General features: G+C 64.0%; 14 protein-coding genes. 4 read left to right on the forward strand and 10 right to left on the reverse strand.

What is annotated here, in order from left to right; genetic code table 11:
- Positions 1 to 312: 312 nt before the first annotated feature.
- The 3 genes from V1286_RS33495 to V1286_RS33505 form a co-directional block, all read right to left on the reverse strand.
- Positions 313 to 1146, reverse strand: coding sequence for a creatininase family protein (locus tag V1286_RS33495; RefSeq protein WP_334487251.1), 834 nt, complete (start codon positions 1144 to 1146; stop codon positions 313 to 315).
- Positions 1147 to 1443: 297 nt separating this feature from the next.
- The gene (locus V1286_RS33500) at positions 1444 to 1665 is read right to left on the reverse strand and encodes a hypothetical protein (RefSeq protein ID WP_334487254.1); all 222 of its coding nucleotides are present in this window, start codon (positions 1663 to 1665) and stop codon (positions 1444 to 1446) included.
- A gap of 482 nt (positions 1666 to 2147) precedes the next feature.
- Positions 2148 to 2663 (reverse strand): copper chaperone PCu(A)C, encoded by a 516-nt coding sequence (locus V1286_RS33505; RefSeq protein ID WP_108512586.1) that lies wholly within the window; start codon positions 2661 to 2663, stop codon positions 2148 to 2150.
- 389 nt (positions 2664 to 3052) lie between these two features.
- Between V1286_RS33505 and V1286_RS33510 the strand changes: the two genes are divergently transcribed.
- Positions 3053 to 4156, forward strand: coding sequence for a transporter (locus V1286_RS33510; protein ID WP_334487258.1), 1104 nt, complete (start codon positions 3053 to 3055; stop codon positions 4154 to 4156).
- A gap of 88 nt (positions 4157 to 4244) precedes the next feature.
- Here V1286_RS33510 and V1286_RS33515 read toward each other — a convergent pair whose 3' ends face one another.
- Positions 4245 to 5942, reverse strand: a complete 1698-nt coding sequence (locus V1286_RS33515; RefSeq protein WP_334487262.1) for a methyl-accepting chemotaxis protein — start codon at positions 5940 to 5942, stop codon at positions 4245 to 4247.
- Positions 5943 to 6155: 213 nt separating this feature from the next.
- Between V1286_RS33515 and V1286_RS33520 the strand changes: the two genes are divergently transcribed.
- Positions 6156 to 6470 carry a hypothetical protein gene (locus V1286_RS33520; protein WP_334487265.1) on the forward strand — a complete coding sequence of 105 codons (315 nt, stop codon included), beginning with the start codon at positions 6156 to 6158 and terminating at the stop codon, positions 6468 to 6470.
- 14 nt (positions 6471 to 6484) lie between these two features.
- Here V1286_RS33520 and V1286_RS33525 read toward each other — a convergent pair whose 3' ends face one another.
- From V1286_RS33525 to V1286_RS33545, 5 genes are all read right to left on the reverse strand, one after another.
- Entirely contained in the window at positions 6485 to 7753 is a 1269-nt protein-coding gene (locus V1286_RS33525; RefSeq protein ID WP_334487268.1) for a serine hydrolase domain-containing protein, read from the reverse strand.
- Positions 7754 to 7778: 25 nt separating this feature from the next.
- Complete coding sequence (locus V1286_RS33530; RefSeq protein ID WP_334487270.1) at positions 7779 to 8420, reverse strand: arylsulfatase; 642 nt, start codon at positions 8418 to 8420, stop codon at positions 7779 to 7781.
- Positions 8421 to 8562: 142 nt separating this feature from the next.
- The gene (locus tag V1286_RS33535) at positions 8563 to 9573 is read right to left on the reverse strand and encodes an amino acid ABC transporter substrate-binding protein (protein ID WP_334487272.1); all 1011 of its coding nucleotides are present in this window, start codon (positions 9571 to 9573) and stop codon (positions 8563 to 8565) included.
- A gap of 13 nt (positions 9574 to 9586) precedes the next feature.
- The gene (locus tag V1286_RS33540) at positions 9587 to 10936 is read right to left on the reverse strand and encodes an aspartate aminotransferase family protein (RefSeq protein WP_334487274.1); all 1350 of its coding nucleotides are present in this window, start codon (positions 10934 to 10936) and stop codon (positions 9587 to 9589) included.
- A gap of 5 nt (positions 10937 to 10941) precedes the next feature.
- Positions 10942 to 11817 (reverse strand): MurR/RpiR family transcriptional regulator, encoded by an 876-nt coding sequence (locus V1286_RS33545; RefSeq protein ID WP_334487276.1) that lies wholly within the window; start codon positions 11815 to 11817, stop codon positions 10942 to 10944.
- 99 nt (positions 11818 to 11916) lie between these two features.
- Here V1286_RS33545 and V1286_RS33550 point away from each other — a divergent pair, with 99 nt between their 5' ends.
- Entirely contained in the window at positions 11917 to 13104 is a 1188-nt protein-coding gene (locus V1286_RS33550) for an amino acid ABC transporter permease (RefSeq protein WP_334487278.1), read from the forward strand.
- A 4-nt stretch (positions 13105 to 13108) separates the two neighbouring features.
- On the forward strand, positions 13109 to 14230 hold the full coding sequence (locus tag V1286_RS33555; protein ID WP_334487280.1) for an amino acid ABC transporter permease: 1122 nt from the start codon (positions 13109 to 13111) through the stop codon (positions 14228 to 14230).
- Positions 14231 to 14537: 307 nt separating this feature from the next.
- Here V1286_RS33555 and V1286_RS33560 read toward each other — a convergent pair whose 3' ends face one another.
- Positions 14538 to 14894, reverse strand: coding sequence for a DUF1428 domain-containing protein (locus tag V1286_RS33560; protein WP_334487282.1), 357 nt, complete (start codon positions 14892 to 14894; stop codon positions 14538 to 14540).
- Between the last annotated feature and the right edge of the window lie 64 nt (positions 14895 to 14958).

A 14958-nucleotide genomic window follows, 5' to 3' on the forward strand; every position in this document is an offset into this window, starting at 1 on the left:
AAAACCCGCCATTTTTGCGCTTGAAGCAGCGACGAGCGCACGCAGGAGTGCGCTTTTCGATCCCATGATGCGTAGTTCTGTCTGATCGGCTTCGACCCGTTGGGCGAGCGCACGCAGGTGATCGCGGCGGTAGCCTCCGCTATCGGTCCGCGCGCGAGTGTGGGCTGTCCTGGCAGTTGCGCGCGGCGAATCCGATGCCGGCCGAGGCACCGACGAAACACTGTCGCTCCGATGCTTTCGCAACGCGCATTGGCGCCGGCGCCCGGAAAGGCGTCCGCGCGCCGTCGAGTGAGCAGTGAGTGGGCAGTGTTGTCACTCTGCCTTGCCGGCCGTGGTCTCTTGCCCACGGCCCGACCGCCAGACCGGATCTGGGCGAGACCATAGCACCGCGTCGCGGATAGCTTCTGCCAATGCCTCTGCCTGCACTGCAAGGAAACGCGCGCCCTTTTCAGCCGTGGCGGTCCGCGGGTCTCCCCAAGTCCCTGTGATCGGCGCGCGTTCGGAGAATGAATAGAACCGAGAGAAACCCGCCGGCGCTTGGACTGGGGCGGGAGCCTGCTGCATCGCCTCGTCCAACTTATGCGCCTTCACAATATCCTTCGCTATTGCCATCATGACCGAGGTTTCACCCTCGCAAGCATGTTTCGGCGCGGTGTCGGACTCGAAGATCGCTGCGATCTTTGCGGGCGCCAGGAACCACGGCGTCGTGGCTACGATTGGGAAATCGTATGCCACCGCCAGTTCGCGCGATGCCACAGCAAGAGGATCGATATTGCCGCCGTGGCCGTTTACGATCAGCAAGCGGACAAAGCCCAATGCGCGGAGCGATCGCACGATGCTTTCAAGGATCGCGCGATAAGCCGCATAGTCAACGCTGATCGTGCCGCCAAAAGGCAAATGATGCTCGCTCAAACCCAACCATAGGCCGGGCAGCACAGCGACCGGCACCGGATTTGGACCCTCGACCACCAACCGAGCGGCCGCAATCGACGCAGCACTGGCGCTCGCGGTATCGGTGATAACAGGTGGATGCGGGCCATGCTGCTCCAGCGAGCCAGCAGGCAGGATCGCCAGAGCCCCTTTGCGTGCGGCTATCTCGCGCAGATCCGGAGCGGTCATGCGTGCCCATTCGACTTCAATGCTCATAACGATCTCCCGAAAGGATTGGATCGAGAGAGTATCATGTGGTCCGAAACGGTACAGCGCAGGGGCCGGGCACAAAATTACGAAAACAACCCCATGCAAAGTAGAATGGGACCCGGCTCGCAGTACTCGCGCCGCTTGTACCCCGGGAGCACGCGATGGTCCGCTGTCACGGCCCAATCCAATCGCGTCCCGCTCTAATCAGTCGCGCTGGCTGCCAAGGCTCGCGAATAGTTTGTTAACTACTCTCTACGCTACCGATACTCGCACGCGCCCCTCATCGGAAACGACGTTCTCAGCTCACGCCGCGCAGCTTGCCGAATAGGTCTGTGCATTGCCGGAGGCCGCGGAGCAGAAAGCCGCATAGTAGGCTTCCAGTTCGGCCACGGCGCGATGCTCCCATTCCTTGGCTTGCGCCAGCAGGGAACAGCTATGAACCGGCCGGAAGGCCGCGGTCTGGCGATACAGCGACGCGATGGTGCGGTACCGGCGAACGTTTTCCATGATTGCCAGGCTGTTCATGTTCGTATCTCCCCATTCCTTTTCCCGAACACGAACTTGCGGCAGAACGATTTTCGATTCGTTAGCGCGAGAGGGAGAGAGAACGTGTGGTTTCCGAACTGTTGACGGTGCACCCTCACGGGTGAACACGGCGCAGCCCTTGAGACTTCGGAAGCTCGGCCGCTTCAATCGCCCGTGCGCACGGCCTGCGGCGAGGCCGGCGAATTTCCGCTCGAACAGACAACGCTTGGCAGGAACAATCCTCCATCAAGCGACCATGCGGGCAACATCGTGCGGGCGCAGAATGCCAGTCCGATCCCGAGAAGCGATGCGCACACCAGCGTGGCCGCGAACGGCCAAGCCGTCCGCTTTCGTTGCGGTGACGATGGCAGTCTGGCTGCGATGGTCGCTGGCGCTTGGTTCGAGCTGGACACTGGTCAGGATCCTGACTGGAGAATGATGCGTTCGAGACCAGTCCCGCGCAGGGCCTGCGAAGCTGCAGCCTAATGGTGCTTGTGCTGCTGCGCGACGCCACTGACCGCGGCGCCGGGATTTTCCTCGACGTTGTAGACGATCTCGACAGGCCCGGCCTTCTCGAACACCAGCGTGCCCTTCACCTTCTGGCCGAGCTGCAATGGCTCCTTGAGGCCGAGCAGCACGATACGAAGCGAGCCGGGCTTGAGCTCGATGGTCTTGCCGGGCTTGATCTCGATGCCGTTCGCGAGCGGGCGCGTCTTCGTCACGCCGTCCACATCGACTATCTCGTGCACCTCGATCTGGCCTGCCGCGGGCGAGGCGCCTCCGATCAGGCGATCCGCGGTCTTTCCCTTGTTGGTGATGGTGAGATAGCCGCCCGCGATGTTGGCGTCTTTCGGGGTCGGGCGCGACCAGGGATGCCCGATGTCGATGGCGCCAACCTTGAACTCGTGCGCGCCGGCCGCAGTCGCAATGAGCAAACTTGCTGCGACAAAAATGGCCGCGGTGACAAACACAAAGATATCTCTGACGATAGTTGTCATAATTGTCCTACTCCGATACGCGCGCTGGACGGTTAAGGCATGTAGAGAAACAATCAGACGCGATTACGGCTGGTGCTCGCCGTGATTGCGGCTACGGCCGGACGTGATTGCGGCTACCCGATCGTGGCGCGAGAAAAAGCCGGCGCACAACCGGGCAATCGGACCGCGCCTCTTTCGCCATTCGCTCAACACGCGACAGCCACACCCAAGCCGCGCTCGCGATGACGCCTTCTCTTTTCCGCTTCCCTTCCGTCGCGAGCAGGCCGCGCTTCTCGCACGATCCAGTCAATCTCGCGCCCGATTGCGATGGCTAATCGTCGAGCATCGAGTGTAAGGGGGCGTATGTGTGTGCGTATCTTAAACGGCCCGCGGCCGGCATCTTTTCATCCATGCTGTTTTTTTTGGCGCTACCAGCGGAAGCGCATCATCCCGGCGGCGGCGGCAACACCGGTAGCGGCGGCCCCATCAACACCATCTCGGCCGACACGCTTTCCGAAGGGCTGATCGCCGCATCGGTCCGCTACGAATTCATCCGCCTGGGCCAGCTCAGCGACGCCGACCTGCTTGCCGCTGCGAGCAAAGGCACGCACGCGCATTCGCTCCGCTCGATCGACGCCATCTCGATTTCGGCCGCCTACGGCATCACCAACGACTTCACGGTTGCCGTTCGCGCCGGGGGCGTCCGCCGCTCGGGTATCCGCGAACCCGCAGAAGACATGCTGAGCGGCGGCCATATGGGCATGATGAATACGAGCGACATGAGCAGCCTGATGAGCCCCGACGGCATCAACCGGCGCGGCAACTCGGCCGGATTCGGCGACGTGACCATGCTCGGGCAATACCGCTTCCACAACAACGCGCAAACGGGAACGTCGGCCGCTGTGCTGTTCGGCTTCAAGGCGCCGACCGGCAACACCAACCAACGCGACGCCGCCGGCCAGCTTTTCCAGGCCGAATTTCAGCCGGGCTCGGGCTCGTGGGACGGCCTGTTCGGCGCCGCCTTCACCAAGCGCACAGGCCGCTGGTCGTTCGACGTGAGCGGCCTTTACTATCTGATCAGCACAGGCACACAGGACACCAATCTCGGCGACCGCTTCCTGTTCGGCACCGCCGTCTCATATCGCCTGGTCGGCGCCAACGGCTCGGCGAAAGAGGTGGCGTTGCACGAGTACTGCATGCAGCCCCGCAATCAGTTGCAGGAGCATTGCCTCTATCACGCCAACCACGACCACAGCGACATGATGAAGACGCCCTACACGCTCGACCTCGTTCTCGAGCTCAATGGCGAGTGGCACGACAAGCAGAAGATCGCCGGCATTCCGGATCCCAATTCGGGCGGCACCACGGTCTACCTCTCGCCCGGCGTGCGCGTGGGCTTCGATCGCTTCTCGGGCTTCGTCTCCGTCGGCGTGCCGGTCATCAACCTGCACAACGGCGTTCAGTCCAAGCCCGATTATCGCATCCTCACGGGGATCGGCGCGCGGCTGAATTAAGCGCGGAAGTCGGTGGCCTCGGGCGAGACATTCGGGTCGCCGGCGGAGCTTGGTCGCTCCACCCGCGGCCGAAAGGTCGCAGCGGACGTCACGCGGCGCGGATGTTGCCGAGGAATTTGCCGGTTTCGGTCTCGAGCTGCTCGGATTGCGAGGTGAGCTGGGCTGCTGCGTTCAAGACAAGGGTCGCGGCAGCGTCGACCTTGCTCGATGCTTCGCGTACGCCTGTGATGTTTTGCATCACCTCCTGGGCGCCCTGTGCCGCCTGCTGCACGCTGCGGGCAATCTCGTTGGTCGCAGCGCCCTGCTCTTCGACGGCGGCCGCAATGGAGCCGGTGATTTCGTTCATCTGCCCGATCGTGGTGCCGATTTCGCGGATGGCCTCGACGGTCGAGCCGGTGGCGTCGCGGATGGCCTGGATCTGGCTCGTGATTTCTTCGGTGGCCTTGGCGGTTTGCGACGACAGCGCCTTGACCTCGTTGGCCACGACGGCAAAGCCCCTGCCGGCGTCGCCCGCCCGGGCGGCCTCGATGGTGGCGTTCAAGGCCAGCAGGTTGGTTTGTCCCGCGATGGTCTGGATCAGCGCCATGACCTCGCCGATCTTTTGGGAGGCCTCGACCAGGCGCCCGACCATGGCCTCGGTCCGGCCGGCCTGCCCGACCGCGCTCTGGGCAATCGACGAAGACTGGGTGACCTGCCGCGCGATCTCCTGGATCGAGGACGACAATTCCTCCGCCGAGGCCGCAACCGTCTGAACGTTCGACGCGGTCTGCTCGGCCGCGGCCGCGACCTTGGCGCTCTGATCCGTCGTCCCCACCGCAATCGTGGACATCGACGAAGCCGAATCCTGCAGCTCGTCGGCGGCGGTGGCGGTGCCCCGGATCACTCCGCCGATGCTGCGCTCGAAGTCGTCGGCGATGCGGGCGAGATCCGTCCGCCGCTCCTCGGCAGAGCGGACCTTCATCTCTTCCTGTTCGGTGCGGAGCCGTGTCGTTTCAACCAGATGATCCCTGAAGACCTGCAGGCTTCGCGCAATCCGGCCGATCTCGTTGGTCCGGTCGACGAAGGGAATCTCGACCGCAAGATTGCCCTTGGCCAGTTCGTCCATCGCCGCGCAGGTCCTGTTGAGCGGAACGACCAGGCCGCGGCCGAGCCAGAATGCGACAAAGCCCGCGAGCGCCAAGCCGGCCAGCCCGCCGATCCCGGCCCAGATCATCCGGCGGAAAACCACCGCGTCGATATCGTCGACATAGGCGCCGGCCTGAAGCGCCAGCAGCTTGTCGCCCGCGCCAAACGACCCGACATAGGAAACCTTGCGGAGTTCGGCGCCACCGGCGGAGCGGGGCGAGAGATATTCGACAAAGCCGCCGCCGGCGCGCGCGGTCCGCACGATGTCCTGGATCAAGAGCTTGCCGCTCTTGTCCTTGAACTCCCAGCGGTTGACGTTGATGTATTTGGGATTGGCATGCACGTAGGTGACGCCGGCGTCGGCGCTGCCCGTGCCGTAGACGCCGATATAGTCCGAATATTCGCCCCAGCGCATGGCGCTGATGGAGGCAAAGGCCATCTGGCGCGCCTTGTCCGGCTCGATCCTGCCGGCCTTGGCCTCACCCTCGTAGTGGGCAAGAACCTTGGTCGCGGCCTCGACAAGATTGCGGACCGTGGTGCGCCGCTCGTCGAGCGTCGCATCGCGCAACACCAGGATCTGCAGGGCGGAGACGGCAAAAAGCACGATCGTCAGCGCCGCAATGATCATCGCAAAACGCTGATAGACGGTGAGGTTACGCATGCCGCTTGCCTTCCTGTTGGTTGAGGATTCGTACCAGCACAACGTTAATCCATTGTTATCGGGTTGCGCGGATGACCCGCAGCGTCCGATCGCGAGAATCGGCGCTTGAAATGACCGCGCCGCGGCGACACAATGGCGCCCACCCTTCCAACAAGACGTGCCAATGATCCCCGCACCGTGCGGAATCGCATGGTGCGCTAAGAGTGACCCACAATGGCTGAAGCCGATCTCGACATTTTCATCCGGCAAATCGCAAAAGCGCAGAACAAGAGCCTGATGGCCGCCGTCAAGAAACGGCGCGACCAGATCATGGCCCGCGCGGCCAAGGCCAAGGACAAGGAGACCCGGAATCAATTCCGGCTGATCGCCAAGAGCACGATGGAGCTCGGCACGGCGGCGGCCAAGCGGCTGCAGAATTCGGCGGAAAACACCGCCGATAGCTACGCCCGGGCGATCAGGAACGCCGCCGAGGAAGCCACGGCGGCTGCGAAGGCGGCGAAAAAGCCTGCCAAGAAGAAGGACGATTGAAGCGGCGCCCGAGCTCAGGCTGCCCTATGGGCACGGTAAATGCCGCGCTCGAATAGACGATAGACGTTAAGCGCGCGCTGGTCGGCGAACGGCAATATCTGCATCATGATCACCCCCGTGATACGCGACGCCGGGTCGATCCAATAGTAGGTATTGTAAAGCCCGGCCCATGTCAGGCTGCCCGCCCTGCGTCCGTCCGGTACAGGATCGATGTTGATCATATCGCCAAGCCCCCACCGCAGCCGGACTCCCGGGAAAAAATCGACGTTGTCGGACAATGCGGGATTTGTTGTCTTGAGAACTCCCGCGTCGAGGTTGCCGATCTGATTGGTGGACATGAGCGCGACCGTCTGCGGCCGCAGGATGCTCTTCCCGGCAAGTGCTCCGCCATTCAACAGCGCCTGGAGCAAAGTCAGATAATCCGGCGCTGTGGAATAGATGCCGCCACCACCGGAAATCACTTTCGGCTCGGTTCGTCTCACCAAGGGCTGCGGCGCAAGCGTCCCATCCGCCTTGCGCAAATGCAGACTTGCCTGGCGGCCGCGCTGCTTCTCGGTGAGCGAGAAGGCGGTGTCGTACATCCCGAGCGGACCCAGGATGTGATCGCGGAAATAGCGATCCAGACTTTGCCCACTGATGATCTCTACCAGCCGGCCGACCCGGTCGAGACTGCCGCCATAGGCCCACCTCGTGTCCGGATCGAACATCAGCGGCGCACGCGGCAGCGCGGTATCGTTGCGGGATGCCTTGCCGTAGCGAACGACATTCGTGTCCCAAAGCTGGTAGCTAAGCCCGGATGTGTGCGTCAACAGATTGCGTAGTGTGATGGGCTTTCGCGCGGCGCGCAGTTGCGGGGTCCCGTGCGGATCGAAACCATCGAGAACTTGAGGCGACCCAAGCGTCGGATCAATTCTCGCCGCCGGTTCGTCCAGCTTGAGTTTGTCCCGCTCGACGAGCTGCAGGGCTGCGACGGATGTCAGCAATTTGGTCATTGACGCGATACTGAAGACCGTATCGACCCACATCCTGGCAGCCGCGCCCATGCTTCTCGCGCCAAATGCGCCCTGGTAGATCACCGACTGCTCCGTTGCGGCCATGGCGACAACGCCCGGCACGTCTGCCGCATCGACCCGAGCCTGCAAGACGGCGTCGATTTCCAGGCTACGAGACGGCGTGCGCAACGGAGCCGCAAGGCCAGGAATGGCTGCACCGGGGATCAGGCCTGCCGCCGCGACGGCTGCCGTTCGCAACAACGTATCGCGCCGACTGAACCGCACTGTCATCGCGCTCCCCTCAACGCTTTGGCACCTAAGTGCTGCCGGCGGTAAGCATTCCCTTCAATTTCAGTACCGCGCTGTCAGGTGTCGTTAGCACTGGCCGCCTGGTTACCTCGGCGACCCGTTCTGCGGCAGGTGCCATGCTGTATTGCGCCAGCGCGATCAGGTCGCAATCGCGCAAATCTATTGAAGATTCGACGACCAAACGATCATGCGTCGCGCGGTCGCCGCGATCGAGCGCGGCCATGGCGCCTTCCGCCAGTTTCGGCACCAGTTCGATCGACGGCGGAAACTCCGGCGGCATCGAGGCCAGTGTAGGCGGAAACGTCGACAGCAGCCCAATTCGGCGCCCCCGCGCGACCGCCTGCTCGATCATCGCCTCATTGGGCTTGAGCACCGGCATCGGGGCGTGCGCGCGGGCGACCGCTTCGATGCAGGGGCCGAACGCCGAACAGGTGAACAGGATCGCGTCCGATCCGGTGCCGGCGGCGTAGCGCCCGAGCCGGAGGAAGCGCTCTGTCATCGCGTCGGTGAGCCCGCCGTCGCGCGCCAGATCGGCCGACAGGCTGTCGTCGAGCAGATTCATCAGGCGGGCGTCCGGCCAAAGCCTCGCAAAGGAGGCCTCGATCGGCACGATCGAATGCTTCAGGGCGTGGATCAGGGTGATGCGCATGCGCGACAGTCTGGCTGCGGCACGGCTGGTGTCAACCCGACGCGCCGCAATGGTTTTTTGTTTGACGCGTTTTCTTTACGCGAACCGGTATCCACCCCGGATCAAGTCCGGGGCAGGCTTTCGCTCGAAAACGCTATGACCTTCACTTAAACGGCAGGGCGTACATCAGGCCGCCCTTGGCCCAGGCCGCGTTCAGGCCGCGATCGAGCTTCAGCGGGCTCGACTTGCCGACATTGCGCTCAAATATCTCGCCGTAATTGCCACCCGCCTTGATTGCTTGCAGCATCCACTTGTTGTCGAGGCCGAACCGCGATCCGAGATCGCCTGACGTGCCGAGCAGCCGCTGGATGGCCGGGATGCTGGACTTCGCCATCTCGTCGGCATTGGCCGCGGTGACGCCGAGTTCTTCCGCCTCGATCAGGCCGTAATGCAGCCAGGCGATGATGTCGGTCCACACCTCGTCGCCGTTGCGGGTGAACGGCCCGAGCGGCTCCTTGCTGATGGTCTGCGGCAGCACGACATAGTCGGCGGGATTCGAGGCCGCCGTGGTGACGGCGCCCGCCAGCGCCGATGCGTCCTGGGTCATGGCATCGCAGCGCCCGCCGAAGAAGGTCTGGTACATGGTGTCGGTGCGGTCGAACACCAGCGGTTTCCATTCGATGCCGTTGGCGCGGCCGTAATCGCCGAGCGTGACTTCGTGGGTCGTGCCCTGCGCGACGCAGACGGTGGCGCCGTTCAGGCCCTTGAGATCCTTGACGCCGGCATCGGCACGCACGACAAACCCCTGGCCGTCGTAGAAATTGACCGGGCCCTGCCGCAGTCCGAGCGTCACGCCACGCAGATAGGTCTGGGTCGAGTTGCGGTAGAGCACGTCGATTTCGCCTGACTGCAGGGCGGTGAAGCGGTTCTGCGCCGTGAGTGCGACGTATCGCACTTTTTTGGCGTCGCCGAGCACGCCGGCCGCCAAGGCGCGGCAATAGTCGACGTCGAGCCCCTTGTAGTTGCCTTGCGAGTCCGGCGTCGAGAAGCCGGCAAAGCCGGTGCTGACGCCGCACACCAGCATGCCGCGCTGCTTGACCGTATCAAGCGTTCCGGCCTGCGCCGTCAGGCACGACGCGGCGAGCAAGCCTGTAGCGATGACGACCTTCTTCATATCGTTCCTCCTGCTAATGACCCACACTGTTCAAGGCGCTATCGACCGCGTGACCGAGGCGGTCGACAATCATGTCGATATCGTCCGACGTCGCGATATAGGGCGGCGCGAGCAGCACATGATCGCCGCTGCGGCCATCCATGCATCCGCCCGCGGGATAGCAGCCAAGGCCGCCTTCGAACGCGATGGCTTTGATGCGCTGGTTCAATTTCAGCGCCGGATCGAACGGCGCGCGGGTGGCGCGATCGGCGACGAGTTCGATGGCCTGGAACAGGCCGCGGCCCCTGATGTCGCCGACATGGCGGTGATTACCAAAACGCTCGGTCAGCCGCCGCTCGAGTTGCCCGCCGAGAGTCTTGACCCTGTCGAGCAATTGCTCGTCATCGATCACCCGCTGCACCTCGAGCGCCGCGGCGCAGGCCAGCGGGTGGGCCATATAGGTATGGCCGTGCAGGAACGCGCCCGAACCGTCGCGGATCACATCGACGATGCGCGCGCTCGCAAGCATGGCGCCGATCGGCTGGTAGCCGCCGCCCAGTCCCTTGGCGATCGCCTGGATGTCGGGCGCGATGCCTTCCTGCTCCCAGGCGTGGCGCGTGCCGGTGCGGCCCATGCCGCACATCACCTCGTCGAGGATGACCAGCGCACCGTGCCGGCCACAGATCTCCCGGACGGCGCGGAAATATCCCTCCGGCGCCGGCACGCAGCCGGCGGTCGCGCCCACAACGGGCTCGGCGATGAACGCCACCACGTTCTCCGGGCCAAGGCGCTGGAATTCCGCCTCGAGCTCGGCCGCCAGCCGGCCGACGAAATCCACATCGGATTCGCTGTCCTGTTTTTCGTGATAGGCGAAGGCCGGGGTCACGTGGCTGAAGGCCGACGACAGCAGCGGGGCATAGGGCTCGCGGCGCCACGCATTGCCGCCGGCAGCCAGCGCTCCCAGCGTATTGCCGTGATAGCTCTGGCGACGCGCGATGAAGCGCTGGCGCTGCGGCTGGCCGATCTCGATAAAATACTGCCGCGCCAGCTTGATAGCGGCCTCGATCGCTTCCGAACCGCCGCTGACGAGATAGGCGTAACCGAGACCGCCGGGCTCGTGGCCCACGAGCTTGTCGGCCAGCGCTTCGGCCGGCTCCGACGAGAAGAAGCTGGTGTGGGCGTAGGCCAGCTTAGACGCCTGCCGCGACATCGCCTCGAGCACACGCGGATGCTGGTGGCCGAGACAGGAGACGGCAGCGCCGCCGGATGCATCCAGAATCCGCCTTCCGCCCTCGCCAATCAGCCAGACGCCCTCGCCGCCGATCGCCCTGGGAGGGGTTTCACGCAGGCTTCGATGCAGCACCCGGCTCTTGCTGACGCTCATGACGGTCAACCCTCCTCGGCAACATATTGCGACATCGCGGCCAGCCGGCCTTCGGTCTCCTCAAGGCGGCGCTTTGCCTTGGCGCCGCCCAGCACGAAGGTGACCGCCGCCAGCGATTGCGCAATCGCAACGGCGCCGGTCAGGCTCGGGAAGAATCCGGGCGATGCGGCGGCCTCATAGAGCAGCAGATGATCGGCGCCCTCCGCCATCGGCGCGGTGATCGCGTCGGCAATCGCAATCAATGTGGCGCCGGAATCATGCGCGGCGCGCGCCGACAGCACGCTGGCCCTGGAATAGGGCGCAAAGCCGATGACCACGACCGCATCGCCGCGCTGGAAGGCGCCAAGGTCGAGATCTTCCGGACCGGAGCCGCCGACCAGTTGCACCTCGTCAGACCGAAACAGCCGGAGCTGATAGTTGAGCAACTCGGCGACGCTGCGGCAGCTTCGAAAGCCGGCGATCCAGATTCGCCGCGCGGCATGCAGCGCCTTGGCTGCTTCGGCCACGGAACTCGTGGAAATGCGCGCAAGGCCTGCCGCCTCGGCTTCCAGCTTGTCGGCGACCAACGAGATGTCGGCGTGGGGTCCCTTGCGGCCGGCGCGGGTGCGGGCCGAGAACGGCTGGGCCTGCGCCGGCCGGCGCGCCTCGGTCAACGCGGCGCGCAACTCGTCCCATCCGGAATAGCCCAGCGCTTTGGCCAGACGCGTGAAGGCCGCGGGATCGGCACCGGCCTCGGCGGCCAGATCGCGCATCGAACGCGTGGTGGCGTCGTAGTCATTGGCGGCGACGAAGCGCCCGACCTGCTGCAGCCGCGCCGGCAGCGACGGCAGGGCACTGCATAGTTCGCTCAGCGGCGAGGATTTCGGCTGGGACTGCGCCATGAAACATATGTTGCACAAATATCGTTTTGGTGCAACATTTGAAACGCGCCCCCAGGACGCATGGCCGAAGATCGCTGTTGCCAGAAGGATCCTTGTGCTGTGACAACATCGACGCCCGAACTCCGCCGCCGCAGGCAACTGCGCTTCTCGCTGAACCGCCAGCAGATCATCGGCCTGCTCTGGCAGGTCGCGGTAGTCGGGATCGCGGTCGCGATCGTCGCCTTCCTGTGGTCGAACGCCCTGCACAATCTGTCGGTACGGCGGATTTCGACCGGCTTCGCCTTTCTCGGCCGCGAAGCCGGGATGCCGATCGCGGACACCTGGCTCGCCTACAGCCCCAGGGATCCTTACGCCCGTGCCTTCATCGTCGGCATCATCAATACGCTCCGCGTCGCGGTAATCGGCATCGTGCTGGCGACCGTGATCGGCACGCTGATCGGCATCGCGCGGCTGTCGTCGAACTGGCTGTTGTCACGGCTGGCCGCCGTCTATGTCGAACTGCTCCGCGACATTCCCCTGCTGCTGCAATTGCTGTTCTGGTATGTGCTGATGCAGGGATTGCCGGCGGCGCGGGCCGCATGGAAGCCGATCGAGGGAGTGTTTCTTTCCAACCGGGGCTTGATACTTCCATCAGTCCCGATCGCGGAAGCAAACCTCTGGGTGATCGCGGCCGTCGTGGCCGGGCTGATCGCGCTCTATGTGCTGCGGCGGCAATTGATGGCGCGGCAGATGGCCGACGGCAAGGTGCGGCGTCTCTGGCCCTACGCGCTGGCGCTCGTCGTCGGATTTCCGGCGCTGGTGTCGTTTGGCCTCGGCGCATCCTGGACCGTGACGATGCCGGAACTGCGCGGCTTCAATTTCGTCGGCGGGCTGACGCTGGCGCCGGAATATTTTGCGCTGCTCATCGCGCTCGTCACCTACACGTCTGCCTTCGTCGCCGAAATCGTCCGTAGCGGCATCCAGGCTGTGCCCAGGGGCCAATGGGATGCTGCCAACGCGCTCGGCCTGCGCCGGAGCTTTGTGCTTCAGCGCATCGTGCTGCCGCAGGCGCTGCGCGTTATCATTCCGCCGATGACCAGCCAGTATCTGAACCTCACCAAGAATTCCTCGCTTGCGGTCGCGGTCGGCTATCAGGACGTGGTGTCGATCGCCAACACGACGCTGAACCAGACCGGTCAGGCGATCGAAGCCATCGCGCTCATCATGATGGTATTCCTGACCATCAGCCTCGGCATCAGCCTGTTCATGAACTGGTACAATGCGCGCATCGCGCTGGTGGAGCGCTGATCCCATGACGTCGATTACTGATGCGCCGCAAAATCCGCTGCCGTTCAAGAGCGCGCGATCGCGCAAGATCCCGGGCGGGCGCGTCATCCGCTGGCTGCGCGCCAACCTGTTCGCCTCGGTCACCTCAAGCGTTATTTCCGTGCTGCTGATCGCGCTGCTCGCAAAGGCGTTCGTGAGCCTCGTGCAATGGGGCTACTGGAATGCGATCTGGTCGGTGCCCGGCGACCAGACCGGCGCCTGCCGGTCGATCCGCGGGCTCGGCGCCTGCTGGGCCGTGCTCCCCGAGAAATATCGCTTCATCCTGTTCGGCACCTATCCATTCAGCGAGCAATGGCGTCCGGCGCTGGTGTGCCTGACATTCATTGCGCTGTTCTATGTGTCGAGCCGGCGGAGCTGGTGGCGCAAGGAACTGGTGGCGGTGTGGGCGGCGGCGCTGGCGCTGATCGGCGTGCTGATGTGGGGCGGCATCGCAGGACTAACCTACGTGTCGCAGGACCGCTGGGGCGGGCTGCCGGTGACGCTGATCCTGGCAACGTTCGGGCTCGCCTTCGGCTTTCCGCTCGGCATCGTCGTGGCGCTGGGCCGCCGCTCGAAACTTCCCGCGATCCGATCGCTCTGCGTGCTCTATGTCGAACTGATCCGCGGCGTCCCGCTGATCAGCCTCTTGTTCATGGCGAGCGTGATGTTTCCGCTGTTCATGCCCGACGGCGTCAACATCGATAAACTGCTCCGGGCTCAGATCGCGTTCGTGCTGTACGCCGGCGCCTATCTTGCCGAAGTTATCCGCGGCGGGCTGCAGGCCGTACCGAGAGGGCAGCACGACGCCGCCGACGCGCTCGGGCTTTCCTACTGGAAGAAGAACGGCCTGATCATCCTGCCGCAGGCGATCCGCCACGTGATCCCGCCGCTGGTGAACACGTTCATCGCCTTCTTCAAGGATACCAGCCTGGTGCTGATCATCGGCATTTTCGACCTGCTGACGACGGCGAAGACGTCGATCATCGATCCGGCCTGGCAGCCGTTCAGCGTCGAAGTCTATATATTCGTCGGCCTGATCTATTTCGTCTTCTGCTTCGCGATGTCGCGCTACAGCCGGCGTCTGGAGGCGCAGGCGCACCCGAACTGACGGCGGAGCTTAGCGCCGGCGTTGCCGGCTCTTGAACCGATGACCAATGACGATCGGTTCTGCGCGCGGGCGCTCGGCGCTTTCGCATGCTCACACGAGCGCATCGAACCGCCGCACGTTTCCTGTTGTTGTGCGCAGGCGGTGAGGTCTGAATATTTTGTGGCACGGGCAGACGTAAAGCAGCCGCGACCAGTTATCCGCAGGCTTGGGGCATGGGTGTCCGATCGTTGGCTGGCGCGGGACAGCGAGACGAGGCCAGCAATTCCACCGCACTGCATACGGCTTGCTGTCCTGATGCCGGTACGAGCTACACCTTCACCAGGCTTTCGAAGCCGCCATAGATCAGCCGCTTGCCGTCGAACGGCGGCGGGCCGTCCGTCATCTTTTTGAGCCGCGGGTCCGCCATCACCTTGGCGTTGATCTTGTCGCGCTGGGCGCGCGACTTGTAGGTGATCCAGGCGAACACCACCGTTTCACCCGGCTTCAGCTTGACACTGCGCGGGAACGAGGTGAGCTTGCCTACCTTGACGTCGTCGGCAACCCATTCGCGGTAATCCAGCGCACCGTATTCGCGCCAGACCTTGCCGCACTTCTTTGAAAGCGCGACGTATTCCGCGAGCTTTTTCTTCGGCACGGCGACGATGAAGCCATCGACGTAAGGCATGGGGAATTTCCTCTTGTTCTCCGGCGTCATTGCGAGCCACCCGGTCGGCGCGTAGCGCCGCCGG

Source organism: Bradyrhizobium algeriense (genome assembly GCF_036924595.1).
Taxonomy (GTDB): domain Bacteria; phylum Pseudomonadota; class Alphaproteobacteria; order Rhizobiales; family Xanthobacteraceae; genus Bradyrhizobium; species Bradyrhizobium algeriense.